Annotated in this window: 10 protein-coding genes; all 10 read left to right on the plus strand. The window is 59.0% G+C overall.

Annotated features, from left to right (window positions below; translation table 11 throughout):
* Positions 1–46 precede the first annotated feature (46 nt).
* The 10 genes from E7002_RS07275 (at position 47) to E7002_RS07320 (ending at position 19,598) form a co-directional block, all read left to right on the plus strand.
* Complete coding sequence (locus E7002_RS07275) at positions 47–4,060, plus strand: hypothetical protein (protein WP_303728199.1); 4,014 nt, start codon at positions 47–49, stop codon at positions 4,058–4,060.
* A gap of 97 nt (positions 4,061–4,157) precedes the next feature.
* Positions 4,158–10,382 (plus strand): leucine-rich repeat protein, encoded by a 6,225-nt coding sequence (locus E7002_RS07280; RefSeq protein ID WP_303728200.1) that lies wholly within the window; start codon positions 4,158–4,160, stop codon positions 10,380–10,382.
* A 206-nt stretch (positions 10,383–10,588) separates the two neighbouring features.
* Positions 10,589–11,998: an NEAT domain-containing protein gene (locus E7002_RS07285; RefSeq protein WP_303728201.1), complete on the plus strand. Its 1,410-nt coding sequence runs from the start codon at positions 10,589–10,591 to the stop codon at positions 11,996–11,998.
* Between the two features lie 42 nt (positions 11,999–12,040).
* Positions 12,041–12,916, plus strand: a complete 876-nt coding sequence (locus E7002_RS07290) for a heme-binding Shp domain-containing protein (protein ID WP_303728202.1) — start codon at positions 12,041–12,043, stop codon at positions 12,914–12,916.
* Between the two features lie 2 nt (positions 12,917–12,918).
* Complete coding sequence (gene isdE / locus E7002_RS07295) at positions 12,919–13,815, plus strand: heme ABC transporter substrate-binding protein IsdE (RefSeq protein WP_303728203.1); 897 nt, start codon at positions 12,919–12,921, stop codon at positions 13,813–13,815.
* A 21-nt stretch (positions 13,816–13,836) separates the two neighbouring features.
* Complete coding sequence (locus tag E7002_RS07300; RefSeq protein WP_303728204.1) at positions 13,837–14,871, plus strand: iron ABC transporter permease; 1,035 nt, start codon at positions 13,837–13,839, stop codon at positions 14,869–14,871.
* The gene (locus tag E7002_RS07305; protein ID WP_303728205.1) at positions 14,861–15,658 is read left to right on the plus strand and encodes an ABC transporter ATP-binding protein; all 798 of its coding nucleotides are present in this window, start codon (positions 14,861–14,863) and stop codon (positions 15,656–15,658) included. Before E7002_RS07300 ends, E7002_RS07305 begins: the two co-directional genes overlap by 11 nt.
* A gap of 42 nt (positions 15,659–15,700) precedes the next feature.
* Positions 15,701–17,470 (plus strand): ABC transporter ATP-binding protein/permease, encoded by a 1,770-nt coding sequence (locus E7002_RS07310; protein WP_303728206.1) that lies wholly within the window; start codon positions 15,701–15,703, stop codon positions 17,468–17,470.
* The gene (locus E7002_RS07315) at positions 17,467–19,194 is read left to right on the plus strand and encodes an amino acid ABC transporter ATP-binding/permease protein (protein WP_303728207.1); all 1,728 of its coding nucleotides are present in this window, start codon (positions 17,467–17,469) and stop codon (positions 19,192–19,194) included. The genes E7002_RS07310 and E7002_RS07315 overlap by 4 nt, the downstream gene beginning before the upstream one ends.
* Positions 19,195–19,286: 92 nt before the next feature.
* Entirely contained in the window at positions 19,287–19,598 is a 312-nt protein-coding gene (locus E7002_RS07320; RefSeq protein ID WP_303728208.1) for a YbjQ family protein, read from the plus strand.
* The last annotated feature ends 50 nt before the right edge of the window (positions 19,599–19,648 follow it).

Consider the following 19,648-nt stretch of genomic DNA (forward strand, 5'->3'; position numbering starts at 1 on the left):
TGTGTCGCGGGGGCGTTGTGAAGTTGCAAGGAAGGTTGATGTGCGTATGCAAGCTGTGCGAAAGGGAAGTGCGCGATTCGCGGCCGCTATTGCGGCAGCTGTCTGCGCAGTGGCTGTGTCGTTGGTGGTAAGCGCCGTTCCCGCGTTTGCTGTGGAGTACTCCAACGGAAATACTGCGTTTAGCTGGGCTAAGCAGATGACGGGGTTGGGCGATTCCTCGAAGTCGTCTTTCACGTCTACGACGGAGACGGCCCCTGCGCTCGATAACATCAGCGCACTCGCGAAGAAGGGAAGCGGCCTCGTCGCCTTCGGCACGATTACTTCCGCAACTGACTCGACGCTGGCACCCGCATCGGTGCTTGCCGCTCAGAGCACGACGGAGGATAGCGACGCGGGCGTCATTGTCTACGATGCCAGTCATGCGGAAGTTGCGCGCTACACCGTTGGTGGCTCGCAGGCTGACTCTTTCGTGGATGGCCTGGTTGATGCCAATGGCAACATTGTCGCAGTTGGCTCCACGCAGTCTGCTGATGGTGACTTTTCCGCTCGCGCAAGCGAAAAACATCAGGACGGCATGCTGTGCCGCATTGACGCGAACGGCAACAAGCAGGTTGTTCTTCTGGGAGGCGCCGATAAGGGCTGCTTCACGAGCGTCACCGAAGTGGACGACGGCTACATCGTGGTCGGTTTCGTTCAGGACGCAGGTGATTTGGCCGACACGCTGGGCAAGTCTGCTACGGATCGCGATGCGATTATCGCGAAGTACAGCAAGGATGACCTGAGCCTCGTGTGGATCAAGGCCTTTGGCGGTTCGAGTAAGACGGGTTATGACGACTTCCATGATGTCATGGCCACCGACGATGGCGGCATCATCGTGGTGGGCGAGGTTGCATCTACGGATGATTCTTATGATACGGCCACTAAGTATGGTAATGCGTTTCCTGTTTCCGCAGATGGATCACGCGACTCCATCGTCGTCAAGTTTGCCTTGAAGGACGTCAATTCCACTGTTGGCGGCGCTGATCCCGACTTGGCGATCGAATGGTCCGTGTGCGAGGGCATGAACGGCGCCAAGAACGATTGCCTCATTTCCGTTGCCTACGCTAATGGCCTTAACTCGGACGAAGGTTATGTGGTGTCGGGTCGTACTAAATCCGTTACCGATACGCATAATGACACCAAGGACAAATCTTACATTGCGAAGATTTCCGCTGCGGGCCAGCTGACTGCTTCGAACGTTCTGGGCGATGGCTCCGAGAGTGCTGCCGAAGAAGTGACGGCATGCAATGGCGGCTTCCTGGTTGCGGGCTTTTACAAGGCTGCTGCTGGCGATTTCGCGGGCTGCTCCGAATTCCAGGCAGGTGATCGCGATGTGTACGTTGTGTACCTGGACAATTCTCTGAATGTGCAGAAGATCTCGAGCTTTGGCGGCACGGGTAAGGATAGTGCTCTTGCCCTGCTTGCTACCGACAATGGCTATGTTGTAGGTGGTAACTACACCAGCCCCAATGGCGAATTTTTGGGCCTGCCTCTGGCAGGTGGCGCCGATGGCTTCCTAATGGGCATTGAATCTACGAGCGTTCAGCCTTCCGTGACGGGTACCTACACGATGGGTGTTGGCCTGTACAAGGCTTCCGACCCCACGTCGCTTTCCATGGCAGCACCTTCCCTGTACGAAGATGCCTACATCGAGGAAGCAGGCGATTCTCTGAGCGTGACGCTCTACTTCACGAACGCCGTTATCAACGGGTACAGCTTTGTGTCCCGTTCGCTGACCACCGCTACGTACGATCGCGCTGGCGACGGCACGATGGTGGCCATGTCGAGCACTTCGTACGACGAGTCCACGCAGGTGCGCTCCTACACCATGACCCTCAAGGAAAGCGACCTTACGCGTGAAGGCGGCATCAAGTTGCATGTGAACGGCATGATGACCGATGAGGGCCAGGACCTGGCTCTGAAGTTCGATCCCTCCACTCGCGAAGAGGGCGCCTCGGCGCCGGTGTTCCCCGAGATCACGGTGGAAGTAGATAACTTTGCCACGGGTTCCGTGCTTTCCATGGCGGGTACCAGCAGCGACGTTCCTGCCGACATGGCGGTGAACGAAGATGGCGACATTCTGGTTGCGGGCACCACGCAGTCGAATGACCATGATTTCGCTACGCGCGGTACGTCCACGCAGAGTGGCTTCGTTGAGAGCTTCACGTATGACGATCAGAAGCAGGAGCTGGTAAAGACTGCGTTGGTTGCGATGCTGGAAAACGCGAAGAGCGTGAGCGTGGCCGATATCGTGGTGGCCGAAGACGGCGGCTACTACGTTACGGGTCGCTACTCCGAATCCACGAGCGACCTTACGGGCATGTTCGCCGATGCGAAGACGTCGCTCATCTCTTCGGCTGATGGTCAGGCGAATGCCTTTGTCGCAAAGTTCGATAGTTCCAACAAGGTCGTTTGGGTCAATGGGCCCGTGTCTTCGGCTACGACCGACGGCAAGGCCGTTGCCCCTACGAGCGATGGTGGCTGCATCGTGGTCATGCAGGTAGTGGGCGCGGGCTTCACGGGCGATTATGCCGATGAGGCATCGGGTCCGGTATTCACCGTGGTGCAGCGTTACGCTGCCGACGGTTCCAAGGGCTGGAGCAAGGTGCTGGCAAAGCAGCTGGTGGCCGGCTATGACATTGCCCAGCTTTCCGATGGCAGTTTCGCCGTGACAGGCATGGAGCATGCAAGCGCCACGGGTGAGGGTTGCCCGTTCGCTGGCTGCGAGTACTATGGCGGCCAGTACGATATCTTCGTAATGGACTTCGCCGATGTGAGCAGCACGGAATATGCTGTGAAGTGGGCTTCTACGTACGGCGGCACCTCCGATGGCAGCGACCAGGAAAGCCCCTCGCGTATCGTGGCCACTGAAGATGGCGGCTTCATCCTGGTGGGCAATACGGCTTCCACGGGTGGCACCTGGGGAGACAGCTCGCTCGGCAATAGCAATGCCTTCGTTCTCAAGTGCAATGCCGCAGGTTCTGTCGCGTGGTCGAACATTCTGCAGTCCACGGGTTGGGGATCTGCCAATGGCGCCGCCGAGACCGATGACTACTATGTCGTGGTGGGCGAAACCGAGGGCAATGACTACGTATTCAAGGGCCTGAACAAGGGCGATGCCGATGCCTTCGTTGCCTGGTACAGCAAGGACACGGGCGAGTGCGTGAACGTGAAGACGCTGGGTGGCTCGAACACCGATAGCGCCACTGCGGTTGCCTACGCGAACGGCACGACGTACATCCTCATGGACAGCAATTCCAACGATGGTGACATGGCCAATAAGAACGTGGGCGGCAAGGACGGCTATCTGATCAGCGTTGCTTCCAATGCCGACACGACGGCGCTTCAGGCGGCCATCGCCTCCGCACAGACTGCTTCCGCTGACGTGGTTGTTTCCTCTCAGGCGGGCGCCGACGTCGAGCCCACGGCGAAGTGGGTAAGCGCCGAGGCTCAGCAGGCGCTTGACGATGCCGTTGCTGCTGGCAAGGCGCTTATTGGCGTGCCCGGCGTTTCGCAGAGCGAAGTCGATGCGGCGACCCAGTCCATTACCGAGGCCGTTGCGGCATACGCCCCTGCTGCGGGCACCAAGGCACAGGAAGAGCCTGCTCAGGAAACCAATAGCATGTATCGCATGTACAACCCGAATTCGGGTGAGCATTTCTACACGGCCGTGGCTTCCGAGCGCGACCACTTGAAGCAGGTGGGCTGGACGTACGAGGGTGTTGCCTGGGAAGCTCCCGTGAAGAGCGAGCATCCGGTGTATCGCCTCTACAACCCCAATGGCGGCGATCATCACTACACCATGAGCGAGGAAGAGCGCGATGGCCTGATTGTGCTGGGCTGGAGGTACGAGGGCATCGGATGGTATTCAGACGATGACGAATCCGTTCCCCTGTACCGTCTGTACAACCCGAATGCCGATACCGGATCGCATCACTACACCATGAGCGCGGAAGAACGCGATGGCCTGACGAAGCTCGGCTGGCAATTCGAGGGAATTGGCTGGTATGGCGTTAATTAGGCAGGTTGCAAGGTAGATGAATCGAATGCCGACCAGGGGAGTGCGCCTCTGGTCGGCTTCGTCGTTGAATTGAGGCAATAGGAGGAAGTTCGTGGGAATGAAGTTTGGTCGATATGGAATGCGCTTCGCGTGCGTTCTGGCGCTCGCTGGCTCTCTTGCCATCCCCTCGCAGGCGGCCTTGGCGCAGGATGCCGCCGAGTCGCAGGCGTCGGGCAGCGCGGTGCTCTCTTCGGTGAGTGCTGACACGCTGCTTACCTACGCAGGTGGCGAAGAGGATTCCGCTGCCGAAGCCTCTTCGGAAGAGCAGGCTGAAGACGGCCTGGTCACGATAATCGTGCAGCTGTATCCGCAAGAGGAGAGCACGGGCTTTTTCGGCTTGTTCGCCCAGAGCGATTCCGACCGTCATGCTTCGGTGAAGGCTACCATTCGTTCGTTGGCTTCGGGTGGGGATACGGGCCTGTTCGGGTTCCTTACGACGCAGTCTGATGCGAGCGATTCCCTCATCGAGCTGTGGGACTACTACAACGTCATGGATGGCTTTGCCGTGAAGGCGCCCGCTTCTGTGCTCTCCGACATTCAGGCGCTTCCCGAGGTAAAGAACGCCTTCATCGAGCAGTCGTTTTCCGTTGAGGAAGACGCCGAAGGCGATAACGCCGTCGACCTTGCCGCTCAGAGCGACTCGCTGAGTGCGCAGGAGAGCACGTGGGTGCGCAATCAGGCTACGCTTGCCATGGGCAACGTGGATGGCGTAACCGAGTCAGGTGCGGGCCAGCTCATTGCCGTTATCGACTCGTCCATCCAGGATAGCCACATTGCGTTTTCTGGCGATATGGACGATGACTCCCTCGCATATTCGGAAGAGGGCATTGCCGCCGTTCGCAGTCAGCTTTCCCAGGGTGGCCAGGAAGCGCGCTACGTGAGCGAGAAGATTCCCTTCTGGTACAACTACGGCATGAAGACCAGCTCGTACGCTACGCCCATGTCGAGCCATGGCACGCACGTGGCGGGTATCGCCGCGGCGAATGCGGGTCAGACGCTGGGCGTTGCCCCCGGTGCGCAGATTGCCGCTATGGGTGTGGACACGAATGGAGCGATCTACGAATCGAATCTCCTTGCCGCGCTTGATGATTGCGCGGTGCTTGCCCCCGATGTGGTGAACATGTCGTTGGGTTCCGACGGTGGCTTTTCCGATGAGGCGTCGAGCACGTATGCCGACTGCTTGGAAACGCTGCGCTCGAAGGGTTGTACGGTGTGCGTTTCCCAGGGCAATGCGTATACGTCCATGGGCGAGGGCGGAACCATCTCGTCTTCCAACCCCGATTACGGCATCGTTTCCGACCCCGCTTCCCTTACGGCGTCGCTGGCCGTTGCCAGCGTCGACAACGCCGTGGGTGGTACGTATTTCACGCTCGACGATGGTATGCAGATTGAATATTGCCAGGCAACGGGCGGAACGAACACGACGGTGAAGGAATTCTCCGACCTGGCCAACGGCACCTATGCGCTGTTCGACGCCCACGAGGGCTCTACGTCGGATGTCGCCCAATTGGTGGAGGATGTTCAGCAGGCGGGTGTGAGCCCCGCGCAGATCTGCGTGCTGGTTGATGAGGGCAATATGTTCCTCGAGCCCACGCAGGAACGCGTTTCGCGCATTCGCGGCCAGCTTGGCGTGGCGGCCATTATCGTGCGCCAGTCGAGCGACACGCTTTCCGCTGTGAGCATCGGTACAGTGAACAATGTGCCGGTTATCAGCGTGAACGCCACGAGTGGCCAGGCCCTTACCGAGGCTGCCGCGGCTGGCCGTTCCATGAATTTGGTGCAGGGGCTTACGCTGCCCGTCTCGACTAACTACACGGCAAGCGATTATTCTAGCTGGGGCGTTACCCCCGAGCTGACGCTCAAGCCCGAGATCTCCGCTCCGGGTGGCAATATCTATTCTTCCGTGTCTTCTGCTTCCAGCGCCGAAGCGTATGGTCGCAAGTCGGGTACGTCCATGGCCTCGCCCTATATCGCGGGTGCTTCCGCCCTGGTGCAGCAGTATGTCGAGACCGACGCGAAGTTTGCCAGCCTCTCGAGCGAGGAGAAGGGCAGCCTGATAACGCAGCTGCTCATGGGCACGGCGCGCCCGTTGGTAGATGAATCGCAGGACAACAGCTACTATTCGCCGCGCAAACAGGGTGCGGGTATGGTTGACGTGGCGGCTGCTACCTCCACCGACGTGTACGTGACGGTGGATGGTGCCGCTGATGCTTCTCGTCCGAAGGCCGAGTTGGGCGATAGCGATGCGGGAGCGTGGACGTTCACGGTTACGCTGCACAACGTGGGCAGCGAAAGCAGGTCGTTTGGTCTTTCCACGGCGGCTCTGTCCGATGCGATGAGCGCCGACGACTCGTCGTTTGCTCTGTCCTCGATCAACTACGCGGGCAATGGCATAAACGTGACGTATGGTGGCGACGCCCATGAGGGATCCGTTACGGTGCCCGCAGGTGGCCAGGCAAGCGTTTCGGTGTCTCTGTCTTGTTCGCCCGAACTTCGTTCTCACCTGCTTTCCCTTGCCGAAAACGGCACGTATGTCGATGGCTTCGCAATGTTTACGTCTGCCGATGGTGGCGTGAACCTGTCGGTCCCGTTCCTGGCGTTTCTAGGTGATTGGGCTGCGGCGAGTGCGTTCGATGCTGCCGTTTCCGATGTGCAGAGCGGCACGGCGAGCGCCTCGCTTTCGGCAGGTTGCTTGCTGAATGCCAATACGCTCACTGCATTGGGCGTAAACCCCTTGCTTGATAGCGCGACGATTCAGAGTGCGCGCACGAACGTTTCCCTTATCGACGAGAGCAAGTACGTACTGTCCTCGTCTTCGGCCTCTTCGGCCCCCAATAAGGTGATGCCGGCAACGTCGCTGCTGCGTAATGCCTCGTCGATGGCGTATTCGTATGTCGATGCGTCGGGGAATGCGAAGACCTATGAGTACGCGTACGTGTCGAAGAGCAATACGAATGAGGGGCATACGTTCTGCGAGGAGGCGTTTTCCCAGCCGCCTGCGTATAGTGGCGTATCGGATAACGGCTTGGTGGCCCCCGAGGGAACGTGCACGCTTACCCAGACAGTTCAGATTGCCGCTCAAGGGTCGTCCGCTCAAACGCGTACGTATACGTTTACGTATGACACCACGGCGCCGGCTCTGTCCGTAGACTATGCGGCCGATTCCGTTACGGTTACGGCAAGCGATTCTACGTATCTTGCGGGCATTAGCTTCCACAATCCCACGGATGGCACGTATTTCTATCGCGTGCTGGAAAGCGATGCCACGTCGACTGAAGGCGGCACCTACACGTTTACCGTTTCGCGCGATGCCCTGAAGACTGCGTGGGCTGAAGCGGGCCTGCGCGAATCCGCTTTCCCCGCGGACCTTTCCGACTTGCCCGTATATGCATGGGATTATGGCTTGAACTACGCCACGTCGACCGCCACGGTTGAGCCCGACGATCAGGGCTTTGTGATTGAGGATGGCGTGCTCACGGGCTATGCGGGTACGAGTACGGTTGCCCAGATTCCCTCGGGCGTAACGGCTATTGCCGCACATGCGTTTGATGGCTCTGGCATTCAGGCGGTCGTCATTCCCGCAAGCGTGAGGACCATTGGCGAATCCGCTTTTGCGAACACCGCCTCTCTTACGTCGGTGACGTTTGCCGACGCAGCGCAAAGCGAGCTTGTGTCTCTGGGTGCCTCGGCATTCGAAAGTTCGGCGGTGGAGAAGATCGAGCTGCCCGCAAGCGTGCGGGAGCTTGGGTCGCGTGTGTTCGCTTCCTCAAGCTTGTCCACGGCATACATTCCCGGATCCATTACGGATCTCCCTGCAAGTGCGTTTGAGGGCTCGAGCCTCGCGACGCTCGTTCTGGGCGAGGGCGTGCAGAACATGGGCGCTTCGGCGCTTGCTAACTGCGAGGACCTTACCGTCGTGAAGACGGGCTCAAGCTTGTCCGACGACCATGTTTCCGAAGGCCTTCCGTCCTCCATGCGCTCTCTTGGCGAGGGTGCGTTTGCCGGTTGTACGGCGCTTACGTCTCTTACGCTCAATGAGGGTCTTGGCTCTATTGGCGGGGCGGCGTTTGCCAATGTGAACATCGATGCGCTGGTAGTTCCCGACTCCGTGAACGAGCTTGGGTTCACTTCGGCGGGCGAGGGTGCGTTTGCCCAGATGAACCATACGCGTAGCATCGTTGTGGGAGCTGGGTGCCCTGCGGAATCGCTCGTGGGCGCATTTGTGGGCGACACGGCGCTTGCGTCGATTGCCGTGGCCAATGGCTCTGCTACGTGCAATTCCGTGGATGGGGTGCTCTTCAGCGCCGACGGCACGCAGCTCATCGCCTATCCTGCCGCTCGCTATGGCGATGCGGGCGCGTATACCATTCCCCAGGGAGTGAAGACGTTGGCCGCCTCGTCGTTCCGCGATGCCTGTCTGGCGCGCGTTGATTTCGGCTCCGTGTCCTCCATTGGCGCTTATGCGTTCAAGGGCGCGCGTCTCAGCGCGGGCGTGGCTCTGCCCGAAGGTTCCGTTGCCGTGGGCGATCACGCCTTCGAGGAAGCTCAGATGCCCAGCGTGGATCTGGGTGGAGCAACCCAGGTGGGCGCCTCGGCGTTTGCCTCCTGCCCGAACCTTGCCAACGTGAACTTCCGTTGCGATCTGAATGCGCTGGATTCCATTGGCGAGAGCGCGTTTGGCGTGTGCCCGCCGGGCGTGGCGACGCCGCTTGCAAGCGTGGTGCTGCCCGATTCCGTTACGTTCGTTGGCGCGGGCGCCTTTGCGAATAATGGATCGCTGACGAGCGTTCACCTGGGCGCTGGTTTTCCCAGCTATGCAGCCGACGGTTCGTACACGTCGTACGACGAACTGTTCAGCGGCTGTGGCAACATTTCTGAGCTTACGGTTTCGTCGGGTAACGAAGTGTACGTGGCGAACGAAAACGTGCTCTACCGTGAGGCTTCCGATGGCATGCATCTGGAAAAGGCCCTGCCCAGCGTTGCTCTGCAGGAATACCGCGTGCTTGACGGTACGGTTTCCATCGAATCCGATGCATTCAAGGGCATGACCACGCTGCAGCGCCTGGTGCTTCCCGAGGGGCTGCTCGTCATCAATTCGAATGCGTTCTACGGTTGTACCGCGCTTTCCGACGTGGTGTTCCCCGACAGCCTGCGTGAGGTGAATGGCTTCGGCAATACGGCATTGCAGATCGCCGACTTCGGTACGAACATCACCGCGGTGTATCGTGCCGCCTTTACCAACGCGAATCCAGAACATGTGGTCATTCGCGGTGGCCAGAGCGGTGAGTATTCCAACTCGACGCCGGGTAGCGTTGCGCGCCCCATGCAGACGCTGTATCTGGGCGAGGGAATGACGAAGGCCACGCTCACGCGCGGATCTATGGTTCCGCCCCAGGTGATCGTGGTTCCTTCGACGCTTACGAGCCTCACGCTCACGAAGTGCCAGAATGGCAATTACGATGCCGATAGCGTGACGGTGTATGCGCAGGAGGGCACGAAGGGGTGGAATGCCGCTCGTACGGCCATGGTCAACGCGGGTATCGACCCCGCTACGCACCTAGTTGCGTATACGCCGCTTTCCGTTTCTGCCGTCTCCGATGCGGCATTCACCGCTGGTACGACGGTAACCGTTACGGCTACTGCTACGGGCGGCGTGGATGGCGCGAAGGATTACCGATTCGTGCAGGTTACCTCTGATGGAAGCGAAACGGTGGTTCAGGATTGGGGCAGCGCGTCGACGTGTTCGTGGAAGGTTGCGCAAGGCGCGACGCTTTCCGCGCAAGTGCGCGATGCGTCCTATTATTCCGCTTCCGCCACGGCAACGTATGAGGCTCCTAGCGAGCCTGTCGACGATCCGAGCGAAGAGCCCGTGGCAACGCAGGCTATGTATCGTCTGTACAACCCCAATGGCGGCGAGCACTTCTACACGGCGAGCGCGGAAGAGCGCGATTGGCTGAGTACCCTTGGTTGGAAGTACGAGGGCATCGGCTGGACGGCGCCCGCTACGAGCGACGCGCCCGTGTACCGACTGTACAACCCCAATGGCGGCGACCATCATTACACTTCCAGCGTCGAGGAGCGCGATTGGCTGCGAGGGCTCGGCTGGAAGTACGAGGGCATCGGTTGGTATTCGGAAGACAGCGATGGCCAGGCACTGTATCGCCTGTACAATCCCAACGCTGCTACGGGTTCCCATCACTACACCACGAGCGCCGAGGAACGCGACTTCCTGGCGAGCCTGGGATGGCAGAAGGAGGGCGTTGGCTGGTATGGCGTGAAATAGCGTACGTGCGCGGTACTCCTTTTCGGGTGCGGTTTTCCTTGATGGGGAGCATGCGTGTGATGTTGGGGTGTTCGTCCAATCGGGCTAGACAGCATGACCGATTGGGGTAGAATTACCCATTTAGTAAGGCTGGGCTAACTATAGTCATGTGTATATAAGAGCGGGGTTCACGCTCCGTTGTGCAATAGAAAGCAGGGTATGAACGAATGAATAACGAGTCGATGGTTATGCGCGGCGGTCGCGTTGCCTTTTCCGCCGTTTTGGCTGCAACGTTGGTTGCCGGTACGGCGGGCGTTGCTCCGGTAAGCGTTGCTTCAGCCGCTACGGTTTCCGATAGCACGTACGGCACGCTCGATACCGCCGATCTGCCGAATGGCACGTACACGGTCGACGTTGTCTTGAAGAGCGCTGACAATATCGCGAACGATTCCATGGCAAGCGCGGCGTTCAACGGCACGCAAACGCTCACGGTGAAGAACGGCTCGTACACGCTTACCCAGAAGCTGGGCACGGTGTCTGCCATGGGCATAACGGGTCACGTTACTGGCCTGAAGTATTACAAGAGCTTTAGCCAGTCGGGTTCTGCCGTGAAGGGTAGCAACGCTGTTTCCGTTTCCATAAGCGGTAGCCAGGCCGACATTCCCCTGGTGAAGCCCGAGAGCGATTATGCCCCCATCGCGCTGCAGAGCAGCGATAGCCCCATGGGCGAGACCTATGTCGATGCGGCGCTGTACATCGACTGGGAAAGCCTGCAGGTTGTTTCCATTGACGACCCTTCTGTCGTGGACGCTTCCGCTCTGGAAGCGGCCGTGGAAAAGGGTCAGGCGCTCGTGGATGCCGGTAATGCGTCCGACGAGCTTACTGCTGCCATGAGCGAAGCGGCTGCCGTGCTGGAAGATGCCAGCGCTACGCAGGATCAGGTGGATGCTGCGCTTTCCAAGCTGCAGGCGGCTCTGGGTGAAGACGAGTCCTCCGAGGATCCCTCGAACGAGGCCGCTACTTCTACCGATGCCAGCCAGAACAACAATGGCGATGGCAATGGCCTTTCCGCTCAGTCGGAAACCAACGATGAGGGCTTCCAGGTGGGCCATGTGTATGCAGTGCCCATCATGTTCGCCAAGGAGGGTACGTCGCAGACGTCCATGGCGAACCAGTACTTTGGCGACGTGGCGCTCGTGCGTCCGCAGAGCGATGGCACGTATACAGTGAGCTTCTCCACCAACCGCCCCGACTACATCGAGGGCCTTTCGAGCAGCGCGGGCAAGGTGTCCATTACCAACGAATCTTCCAGCAGCCGTCAGTACACCATGACGGTGCCCGCCACGGAAAGCGACACCGTGTATGGCGTGACCATGACCATCGTCCCCATGAAGGAACTGGGTGGCGGCCCCGTTTCCGCCGATCTGCATATTTACTATTCGCAGGCCGTTGACAAGGGTGGCGACACGGGCCAGATCGCAACGTCCGCCAAAGACTCTGGCGTGTCCACCAGCGGTAGCGTGCTTCCCAATACGGGCGACGAGCTGCCCGCGGGCGCCGTGCCTGCTGCGGCCGTTCTTGCGGTTGGCGCTGGTGCCGTTGCCGTTGCTGCGCGTAGGAAGATGAACGAGCAGTAAGCACGTGCTCGTTTTGCTAGATAGTTGCAAAGGAATCAAGCTATGACTCATCGAGTGAAACTCACTTCTCTTGCGGCATGCGCCTTCGCATGCGCTCTGGTTGCGCTTGCCGTTGTGTGCCCCCGTGCCGCTTGGGCAAACGCTGCGGTTTACACTGCTACTGCCACGCCCAGTTACACCAACCCCGTTACGGGCGCTGTAGAGGATAGCGCCGGCGAAAGCGGCCAGACCCTGGGCGCAACCATGGTAACCGGCATCGTGCAGCCTGAAGCGTTCGTGCAGGATCAGGGCAACGGCGAAGTGCTCGTATCCGTGCGTTTCTACGAGGCGGATCAGATTGGCGATGTTACCGTTGCCGCTAGCGTTGATGGCTCTTCGTATGGTGCGTCGCAGCAGGCGGAAAAGCTTTCCACCAATGCTGAGACCAATATGGTCGACCTGCAGCTTACGGCAGCTAACACCACGCCTACGCTGCGCTTTGAGATGTACGTTACGCCCATGGGCCGTTCGGTTACGTTCTTCGTGACGATTTCCGACTTGACCGAGGGCAATACCGCTGGCTTTGCCCAGGCCATCGATGTAGACGCGCTGAATGCGGCCTCCGCGGGCTCCTCCAGCGCTTCCACGGGTTCCGAATCTAACGCCTCTTCGGAGGGCAGCGTTTCCACCTCGGGCGATTCTGTTAAGGGCGTGTCCGAGTACAACGCCGATGGCAACCAGGTTAAGGACGGCGCTGCCGACAATGGCGCTTCCAGTTTGAACTACCCGCTTATCATTGGCATTATCCTGGCCGTGGTAGTCGTTGCGGGCGTTATTGTGTACGTTGCGGTGCTGAAGCCGAACCGTGCCAAGCAGGATGCCGCCGCAGCTGCTGCTGCCGCGGCAGCTCGTGGCCCCCATCAGGGTGATCAGGACTAATCTTGCGTTGCGTTTCTCGTAGGAAGTTCGTTGGCTGGGCGGCTGCGGCATGCGCCGCGGCTGCCTTGCCGGCGTCGTTGTGTGGGTGCGTGAACCAGCATCCGGAACTCGAAGAGGGTAGTAGCCCCAAGCTCGTTATGACGAGCCCCGCGGGCTTGCATATTGCCGATAGGCTCGAGCTCGATCTTATCGGCATCCCCACCACGACGTCCGACGTCCCCGAACGCTATGCGAACGTTACCCAAGTGGGCACGGCTATGGCTCCCGACCTAGAGCTTCTTGCCAGTATGCATCCCACGTGCGTTATCTCGCCGAATACGTTGCAGGCCGATCTGCAGCCGAAGTACGCGGGTATTCACGTAGGGTGCATATTCCTCGACCTTACCAGCGTTGCCGGTCTGTACGATTCCATCGATTACCTGGGTCGAAAATTCGACCGTGAAGAACAGGCGGCAGCGCAGCGCGCGGAATATGAGCAGTTCATGCGTGCGTACAATGCCACCATCAGCGATCGCACCGCACCGCGTGTGCTGGTGCTCATGGGCGTTCCCGGCTCGTACATGGTTGCCACGGAAAACTGCTATGCGGGCAGCTTGGTGCAGATGGCGGGCGCCGAAAACGTGTACGCCGGTACTACCGAGGAATTCCTCGATGCCAATACCGAGGACATGCTTTCGCGCGACCCCGACATCATCCTGCGTACCGCCCACGCTCTGCCCGACGACGTGCGTCAGATGTTCGCCCAGGAATTCGAGACGAACGACATCTGGAAGCACTTCAGGGCCGTGCAAGAGGGTAGGGTATACGACCTTACGTATTCGAACTTTGGCATGAGCGCCACGTTCTCGTACCCCGATGCGCTCAATGAATTGCGCACGTATCTCTATGAAAGCGCCTAGGCGCGGAAACCGGAAGGTAGTATGCATCATCTAGCGAAGAAGAGGCGCCCGCGCGCCGAGGTGCCCAGCACGGCGCGGCGTGTTACGGCGTTTGTCGTAACGGCGGTGGCGCTCATTGCGCTGTTTTTCGTGGCAGTGAACACGGGTAGCTTGAAAGTGTCGCCCGAGCAGCTTATCAACGGTCTGTTCGTATCGTACGACGATAGCGTAGCCACTGTCTACGATTTGCGCTTCCCGCGTATTTTCATTGCGCTGGTGGGCGGTGCTGCATTGGCGTGCAGCGGCGTGTTGTTGCAGGCGGTTATCCGCAACCCGCTGGCCGATCCAGGAATCATCGGCATTTCCGCAGGTGCGGAATGTTGCGCCGTGCTTATAACAGCGTTTTTCCCCATGCTGTTCTACTTCACGCCTATTTTGGCGTTTTGCGGTGGCCTTCTGGCATTCGGCATGGTGTATACGCTTTCGTGGCATGCGGGGCGCATCTCTCCTTTGCGCATCATTCTGGTGGGCGTTGCCGTGAGCGCCATGTTCACCGGCATTGCTGCTTGCCTAAGCGGCTCCACGGGTGGCGTTTCTTCGAGCGTTACGAGCATCGTCGAGTCGAGCATCACCATGAAGACGTGGGATGATTTTGCCACGTTGGCGGGGCACGCGGTTGTTGGCTTGGTGCTTTCCCTGCTTGTGTTCAAGCGCTGCGACCTGCTTTCCCTGGAAGACAAGACGGCGCGTTCTCTGGGCGTGAACGTTAATCTCAATCGCTTGGCCATTTCGGCTATCGCGGTGCTCCTGGCCTCTATTACCACGGCCATCATTGGCCCCATTAGCTTCCTGGGCCTGATCGTGCCTCATTGCGCGCGCTTGCTGGTGGGCACGAGCCACAAGGTGCTCATTCCGTACTCCATGCTCTTGGGTGCGTTTTGCCTGCTGCTTGCCGATACACTGGGACGCACTATCGTTGCCCCGTATGAAATTTCCGCTGCCGTGATTATGTCGATCGTCGGCGGTCCCGTGTTTATCTTCCTGCTGCGGAGGGCGCGTGATACCTATGGCGCATAACGTTTTCACCGTACAGGACCTTACGTTTGGATACACGCGCAACAACCTGTTGTTTGAGGATTTGTCGCTCACCATTCGCGAGGGGTGCATCACCACACTCATCGGCGCGAATGGCTCGGGTAAGTCGACGTTGTTCAATTTGCTTACGAAGAACCTTTCGCCCCTGTCCGGCCAGATCTTTCTGCGTGGCGGCAACGTAGCCGACCTGCGCTTGTTCGATTTCGCCAAGCTCGTGGCCATTGTGCATCAGACGAATACCGCTCCTTCCGACCTCACCGTCGAGGATCTGGTTTCCTTTGGCCGCTTCCCGCATCGTCATGGCACGTGCACGGCACATCGCGCCGAAGCCATCGAGGAAGACGAGTGCTGCGTGAACTGGGCTCTCGACGTAACCAACCTGCAAGATGTGCGTAAGCGTGCTGTTTCTGCCCTTTCGGGTGGCCAGCGTCAGCGCGTGTGGATCGCCATGAGCCTGGCCCAGGGTTCCAGCGTGCTCTTGCTCGATGAGCCTACGACATACTTGGATATTCGCTATCAGCTGGACATCTTGGAACTGGTGCGTACGCTGAATCGCGAATACGGCATGACTATCATCATGGTGCTGCACGACATGAACCAGGCGCTGCATTACAGTGACGAGGTCATCGCCCTGGCGCATGGGCGCATTGCCGCTCAAGGTGCGCCCGAGGAAATCGTCACGGGCGAGCTGTTGCGCGAAGTGTATGGCGTCGATCTGGACGTGGTGTCCGTGAACGGTAAGCCGTTCGTTTTGAATGTGGGTAAATAGGGCCGCGTCCTGCGTGCGCGGTTGTGCGAAGGCGGATACGAAATGATTAAGACCCGGCTGCTCAAATTGCTGGCAGATTCGAAGAAGTACATCGTTTACCAGGTAATTTGGAAGTGGATTTCGCTTATTGCGCAAATCGTCATCGTTTTTCAGGTGGCTGCGTTGTTGCAGGCGACGCTTGATGGCGTACTTTCTGCACAGGCGGTTGCGCTATGCGCGTTGGTGGTTGTTGTGGGCGTGGCCGTGCGCATCTTTGCGGGCCGTGCGGAAACCCGTGCGTCGTACCTGGCTAGCGTTGACGTGAAGCGCGTGCTGCGTGACAAGATCTATCGAAAGTTGCTGCGTCTGGGCGCTTCCTATCGAGCCGATGTGTCCACATCGAAGGTAGTGCAGCTGGCGGTAGAGGGCGTCGAGCAGTTGGAGACGTACTACGGGCTCTATCTTTCTCAGTTGTTTTACGCCCTGCTTGCGCCGCTTACGCTGTTTGCGGTGCTCTTCTTCGTAAGCCCCATGGCTGCAGGTGTGCTGCTGGTGTGTGTGCCGTTCATTCCGCTTTCCATCGTGTTGGTGCAAAAGATTGCGGGCCGCTTGTTCAAGCGCTATTGGGGGAGCTACACCCAGTTGGGCGATGGCTTTCTGGATAACCTGCAGGGCCTTACCACGCTGAAGATTTACCAGGCCGACGAAGCTGCCGCCCAGCGTATGGACGAAGAGGCCGAGGATTTTCGCAAGGCAACGATGCGCGTGCTTACGATGCAGCTCAACTCCACGTCGGTTATGGATATTGGTGCCTACGGCGGCGCTGCCCTGGGCATGGTGGTTGCGTTGTCGCAGCTGTTCGCTGGGGGCATTTCCGTGGCTAGTGCCACGGCCATCGTGCTTTTGGCTGCTGAGTTCTTCCTGCCCATGCGCCGCTTGGGGAGCTACTTTCACGTTGCCATGAACGGCATGACGGCGAGCGATGACATTTTCGCCTTGCTCGACCTGCCCGAACCTGAATCGAAGGGGGTGCAGGTACCTCAAGGCCCCGTGTCCTTCGAATTCCGCGATGTTTCGTTTTCCTACGTAAGCGAACGCCCCATTCTGCGCGGCGTCTCGCTGGACCTTCCCGCGGGTTCATTTGTGTCGCTGGTGGGTACGTCGGGGTGTGGCAAGAGCACCATTGCGGGCTTGCTGGCGGGGCGCAACCGTGGGTATTCCGGCAGCATTCGCGTGAATGGTGTAGAGCTCTCGCAGGTAGATGAAACGAGTCTCCATGAGAACATTACCTTGGTCAGCTGTGATGCGCATCTGTTCAAGGGTACTGTTCGCTCGAACCTCATGCTGGGGAACCCCCAGGCAACCGATGAACTCATGAATGCGGCTCTTGCTTCGGTGAACCTGCTGGAATTCTTGGAAGAGCAGCAGGGTCTTGCCACGCCTGTGGCGGAAGGTGGCAGCAACTTTTCTGGCGGCCAACGCCAGCGTTTGGCCTTGGCCCGCGCACTGCTTCACGATGCCCCTGTGTATGTGTTCGACGAAGCTACCAGCAGCATCGACGTGGAGAGCGAAGAGGACATCATGAGCGTTATCCACGAACTGGCAAAGACCAAGACGGTCCTGCTCATTTCTCATCGCCTGGCGAATGTGGTCGATTCCGAAGTCGTTTATCTGCTGCGCGATGGTCGGATTCTCGAACAGGGTACCCATACCCAACTGATGCAGTTCGACGGTGCATATGCGCATCTTTTCAACGCACAGCGAGAGCTCGAGGAGTATGCGACGGTTTCTACCGCGCGCATGGTCGTGGAAGAGGAGGGGGTGCTTGCATGAGCACGCAAGAAGTGTCTTCCAAGCGTTCTTCCGGCATAAGCATCATGGGCCGTCTTATCGGCCTCGTTGCACCTCTCATGCCCATAATGGTGCTTGCCATCGTGTTGGGCGTGCTGGGCTTCCTGTGCGCCATCTTCCTTACGATTCTGGCGGCGTTGGGCATTGGCGATGTGGCCGCGCAGGCGTTGGGGCAGCCCTCCTTGGGCGGGCCGTTCGTCGCAGATGCCGGCCGATTGTTTGCCGTCATTGTCGCCATCGCCGTGGCCAGGGGATTCCTGCATTACGGTGAGCAATACTGCAATCACTTTATTGCCTTCAAGATGCTTGCGCTCATCCGTCATAAGGTGTTTGCCCGGCTGCGCTTGCTGGCTCCGGCAAAGCTGGAGGGGCGCGATAAGGGCAACCTGGTTTCGATCATCACGAGTGACATTGAACTGCTCGAGGTGTTTTACGCGCATACCATTTCGCCCATCGCCATTGCCGTGCTCACGTCGCTTGTTATGGTGGGCTTCATGGCATGGGTGCATCTGCTTGCCGCTGTGGTCGCGCTGGTGGCCTACCTTGCCGTTGGCCTGGGAATTCCACTATGGAATGGGCGTCGTGGTGCGCAGCGCAGCTATCGTATGCGCAATGCGCTGGGCGACCTGAATAGCTTCGTGCTCGATTCGCTCTACGGACTCGACGAGACGATTCAATACGGCGGGGGCGCCCTTCGCGCATGTCGCATGGAAGAGCGTTCAAGGGAAATCGCGGGCATGAGCGGGGAGATGAACCGTGTTGTCGCGGGGCAGCTTTCGGTGACAAGCCTGTTCATTCAATTGTTCTCCTGGACGATGCTCTTCGTGATGCTGGCTGCCTTCGCGAATGGACAGGCGACGTTTGCCCAGGTTCTTGTGGCGACGGTGGCCATGATGAGCTCGTTTGGTCCGGTGACGGCCCTTTCGAACCTTTCGAGCACGCTGAATGCCACGCTTGCCGCTGGCCAGCGCGTGCTTGATCTGCTTGACGAAGAGCCCGAAGTGCGTGAGGTGTGCGACGCTGCGCCGGCAAGCGGGGAAGGGCGAGCCTTGCTCGAAGAGGCGGCGGTGCTGGAAAACGTTTCCTTCTCGTACGAGGGCGAGCGCGTGCTTGAAGGCTATTCGCTGCGTGTGCCCCGCGGTCGCGTGGTGGGCATCCATGGCCCCAGTGGTTCGGGTAAGAGCACCATCTTGAAGTTGCTCATGCGCTTCTGGGATGTCGATGCGGGCAAGGTGAACGTGTCGGGTCGTGATGTGCACGAGCTTAATACGGCTGACCTTCGCTCGTTCGAATCGTGCGTTACGCAGCAAACGTGGCTATTCCGCGACACCATTGCCAACAACATCGCCATTGGCAAGCCTGGCGCTACCCGTGAAGAGGTGGTGGAAGCCGCCAAGAAGGCGTCTTTGCACGAATTCGTGCAAACGCTTCCGCATGGGTACGATACGAACGTGGGCGAGATGGGCGACAACATGTCGGGCGGTGAAGCCCAGCGCATCGGCTTGGCGCGTGCGTTTTTGCATAATGCTCCGCTGCTGTTGCTCGACGAGCCTACAAGCAATCTCGACTCTTTGAACGAGGCCATTATCTTGAAGTCGCTTCGCGAGCAGTATGCGGGCGAAGCGGTGGTGCTTGTGTCGCATCGCCAATCCACTATGGGTCTGTGCGACGAGGTATACGAGATGCATCCTGCTCACCATTCGTAACGTTTTGGTCTCGTCCGCGAACGTTATACGGCTCTGGTTTGGTCCTTTCACTAAAATGGTGCCATTGGTCGTTCTGAGAAAGGGAGTTCAATATGTTCATCACCACTTGCGATTCCATTCCCGGCCGTCAGATGGAGGTCCTGGGCCTCGTACGCGGTAATGTTGTCACCTCGAAGCACATTGGTCGCGATGTTATGGCTGGCTTCAAGAGCATTGCAGGTGGCGAAATCAAGAGCTACACCGACATGATGAACGAGGGCCGCGCCATCGCAGAGCAGCGTATGATTCAAGAGGCGGAAGCCCTGGGCGCCAATGGCATCGTGGCCATGCGTTACGCTGGCTCGACTGTCATGGAGGGCACGCAGGAAATGCTCGCGTATGGCACCGCCGTGCGCCTTTCCTAGGCGTAACTCAGACATATCGCATGGCATAAGGCTCCGCACACAGCGGAGCC

Source organism: Denitrobacterium detoxificans (assembly GCF_015062615.1).
GTDB classification, from domain to species: Bacteria; Actinomycetota; Coriobacteriia; order Coriobacteriales; family Eggerthellaceae; genus Denitrobacterium; species Denitrobacterium detoxificans_A.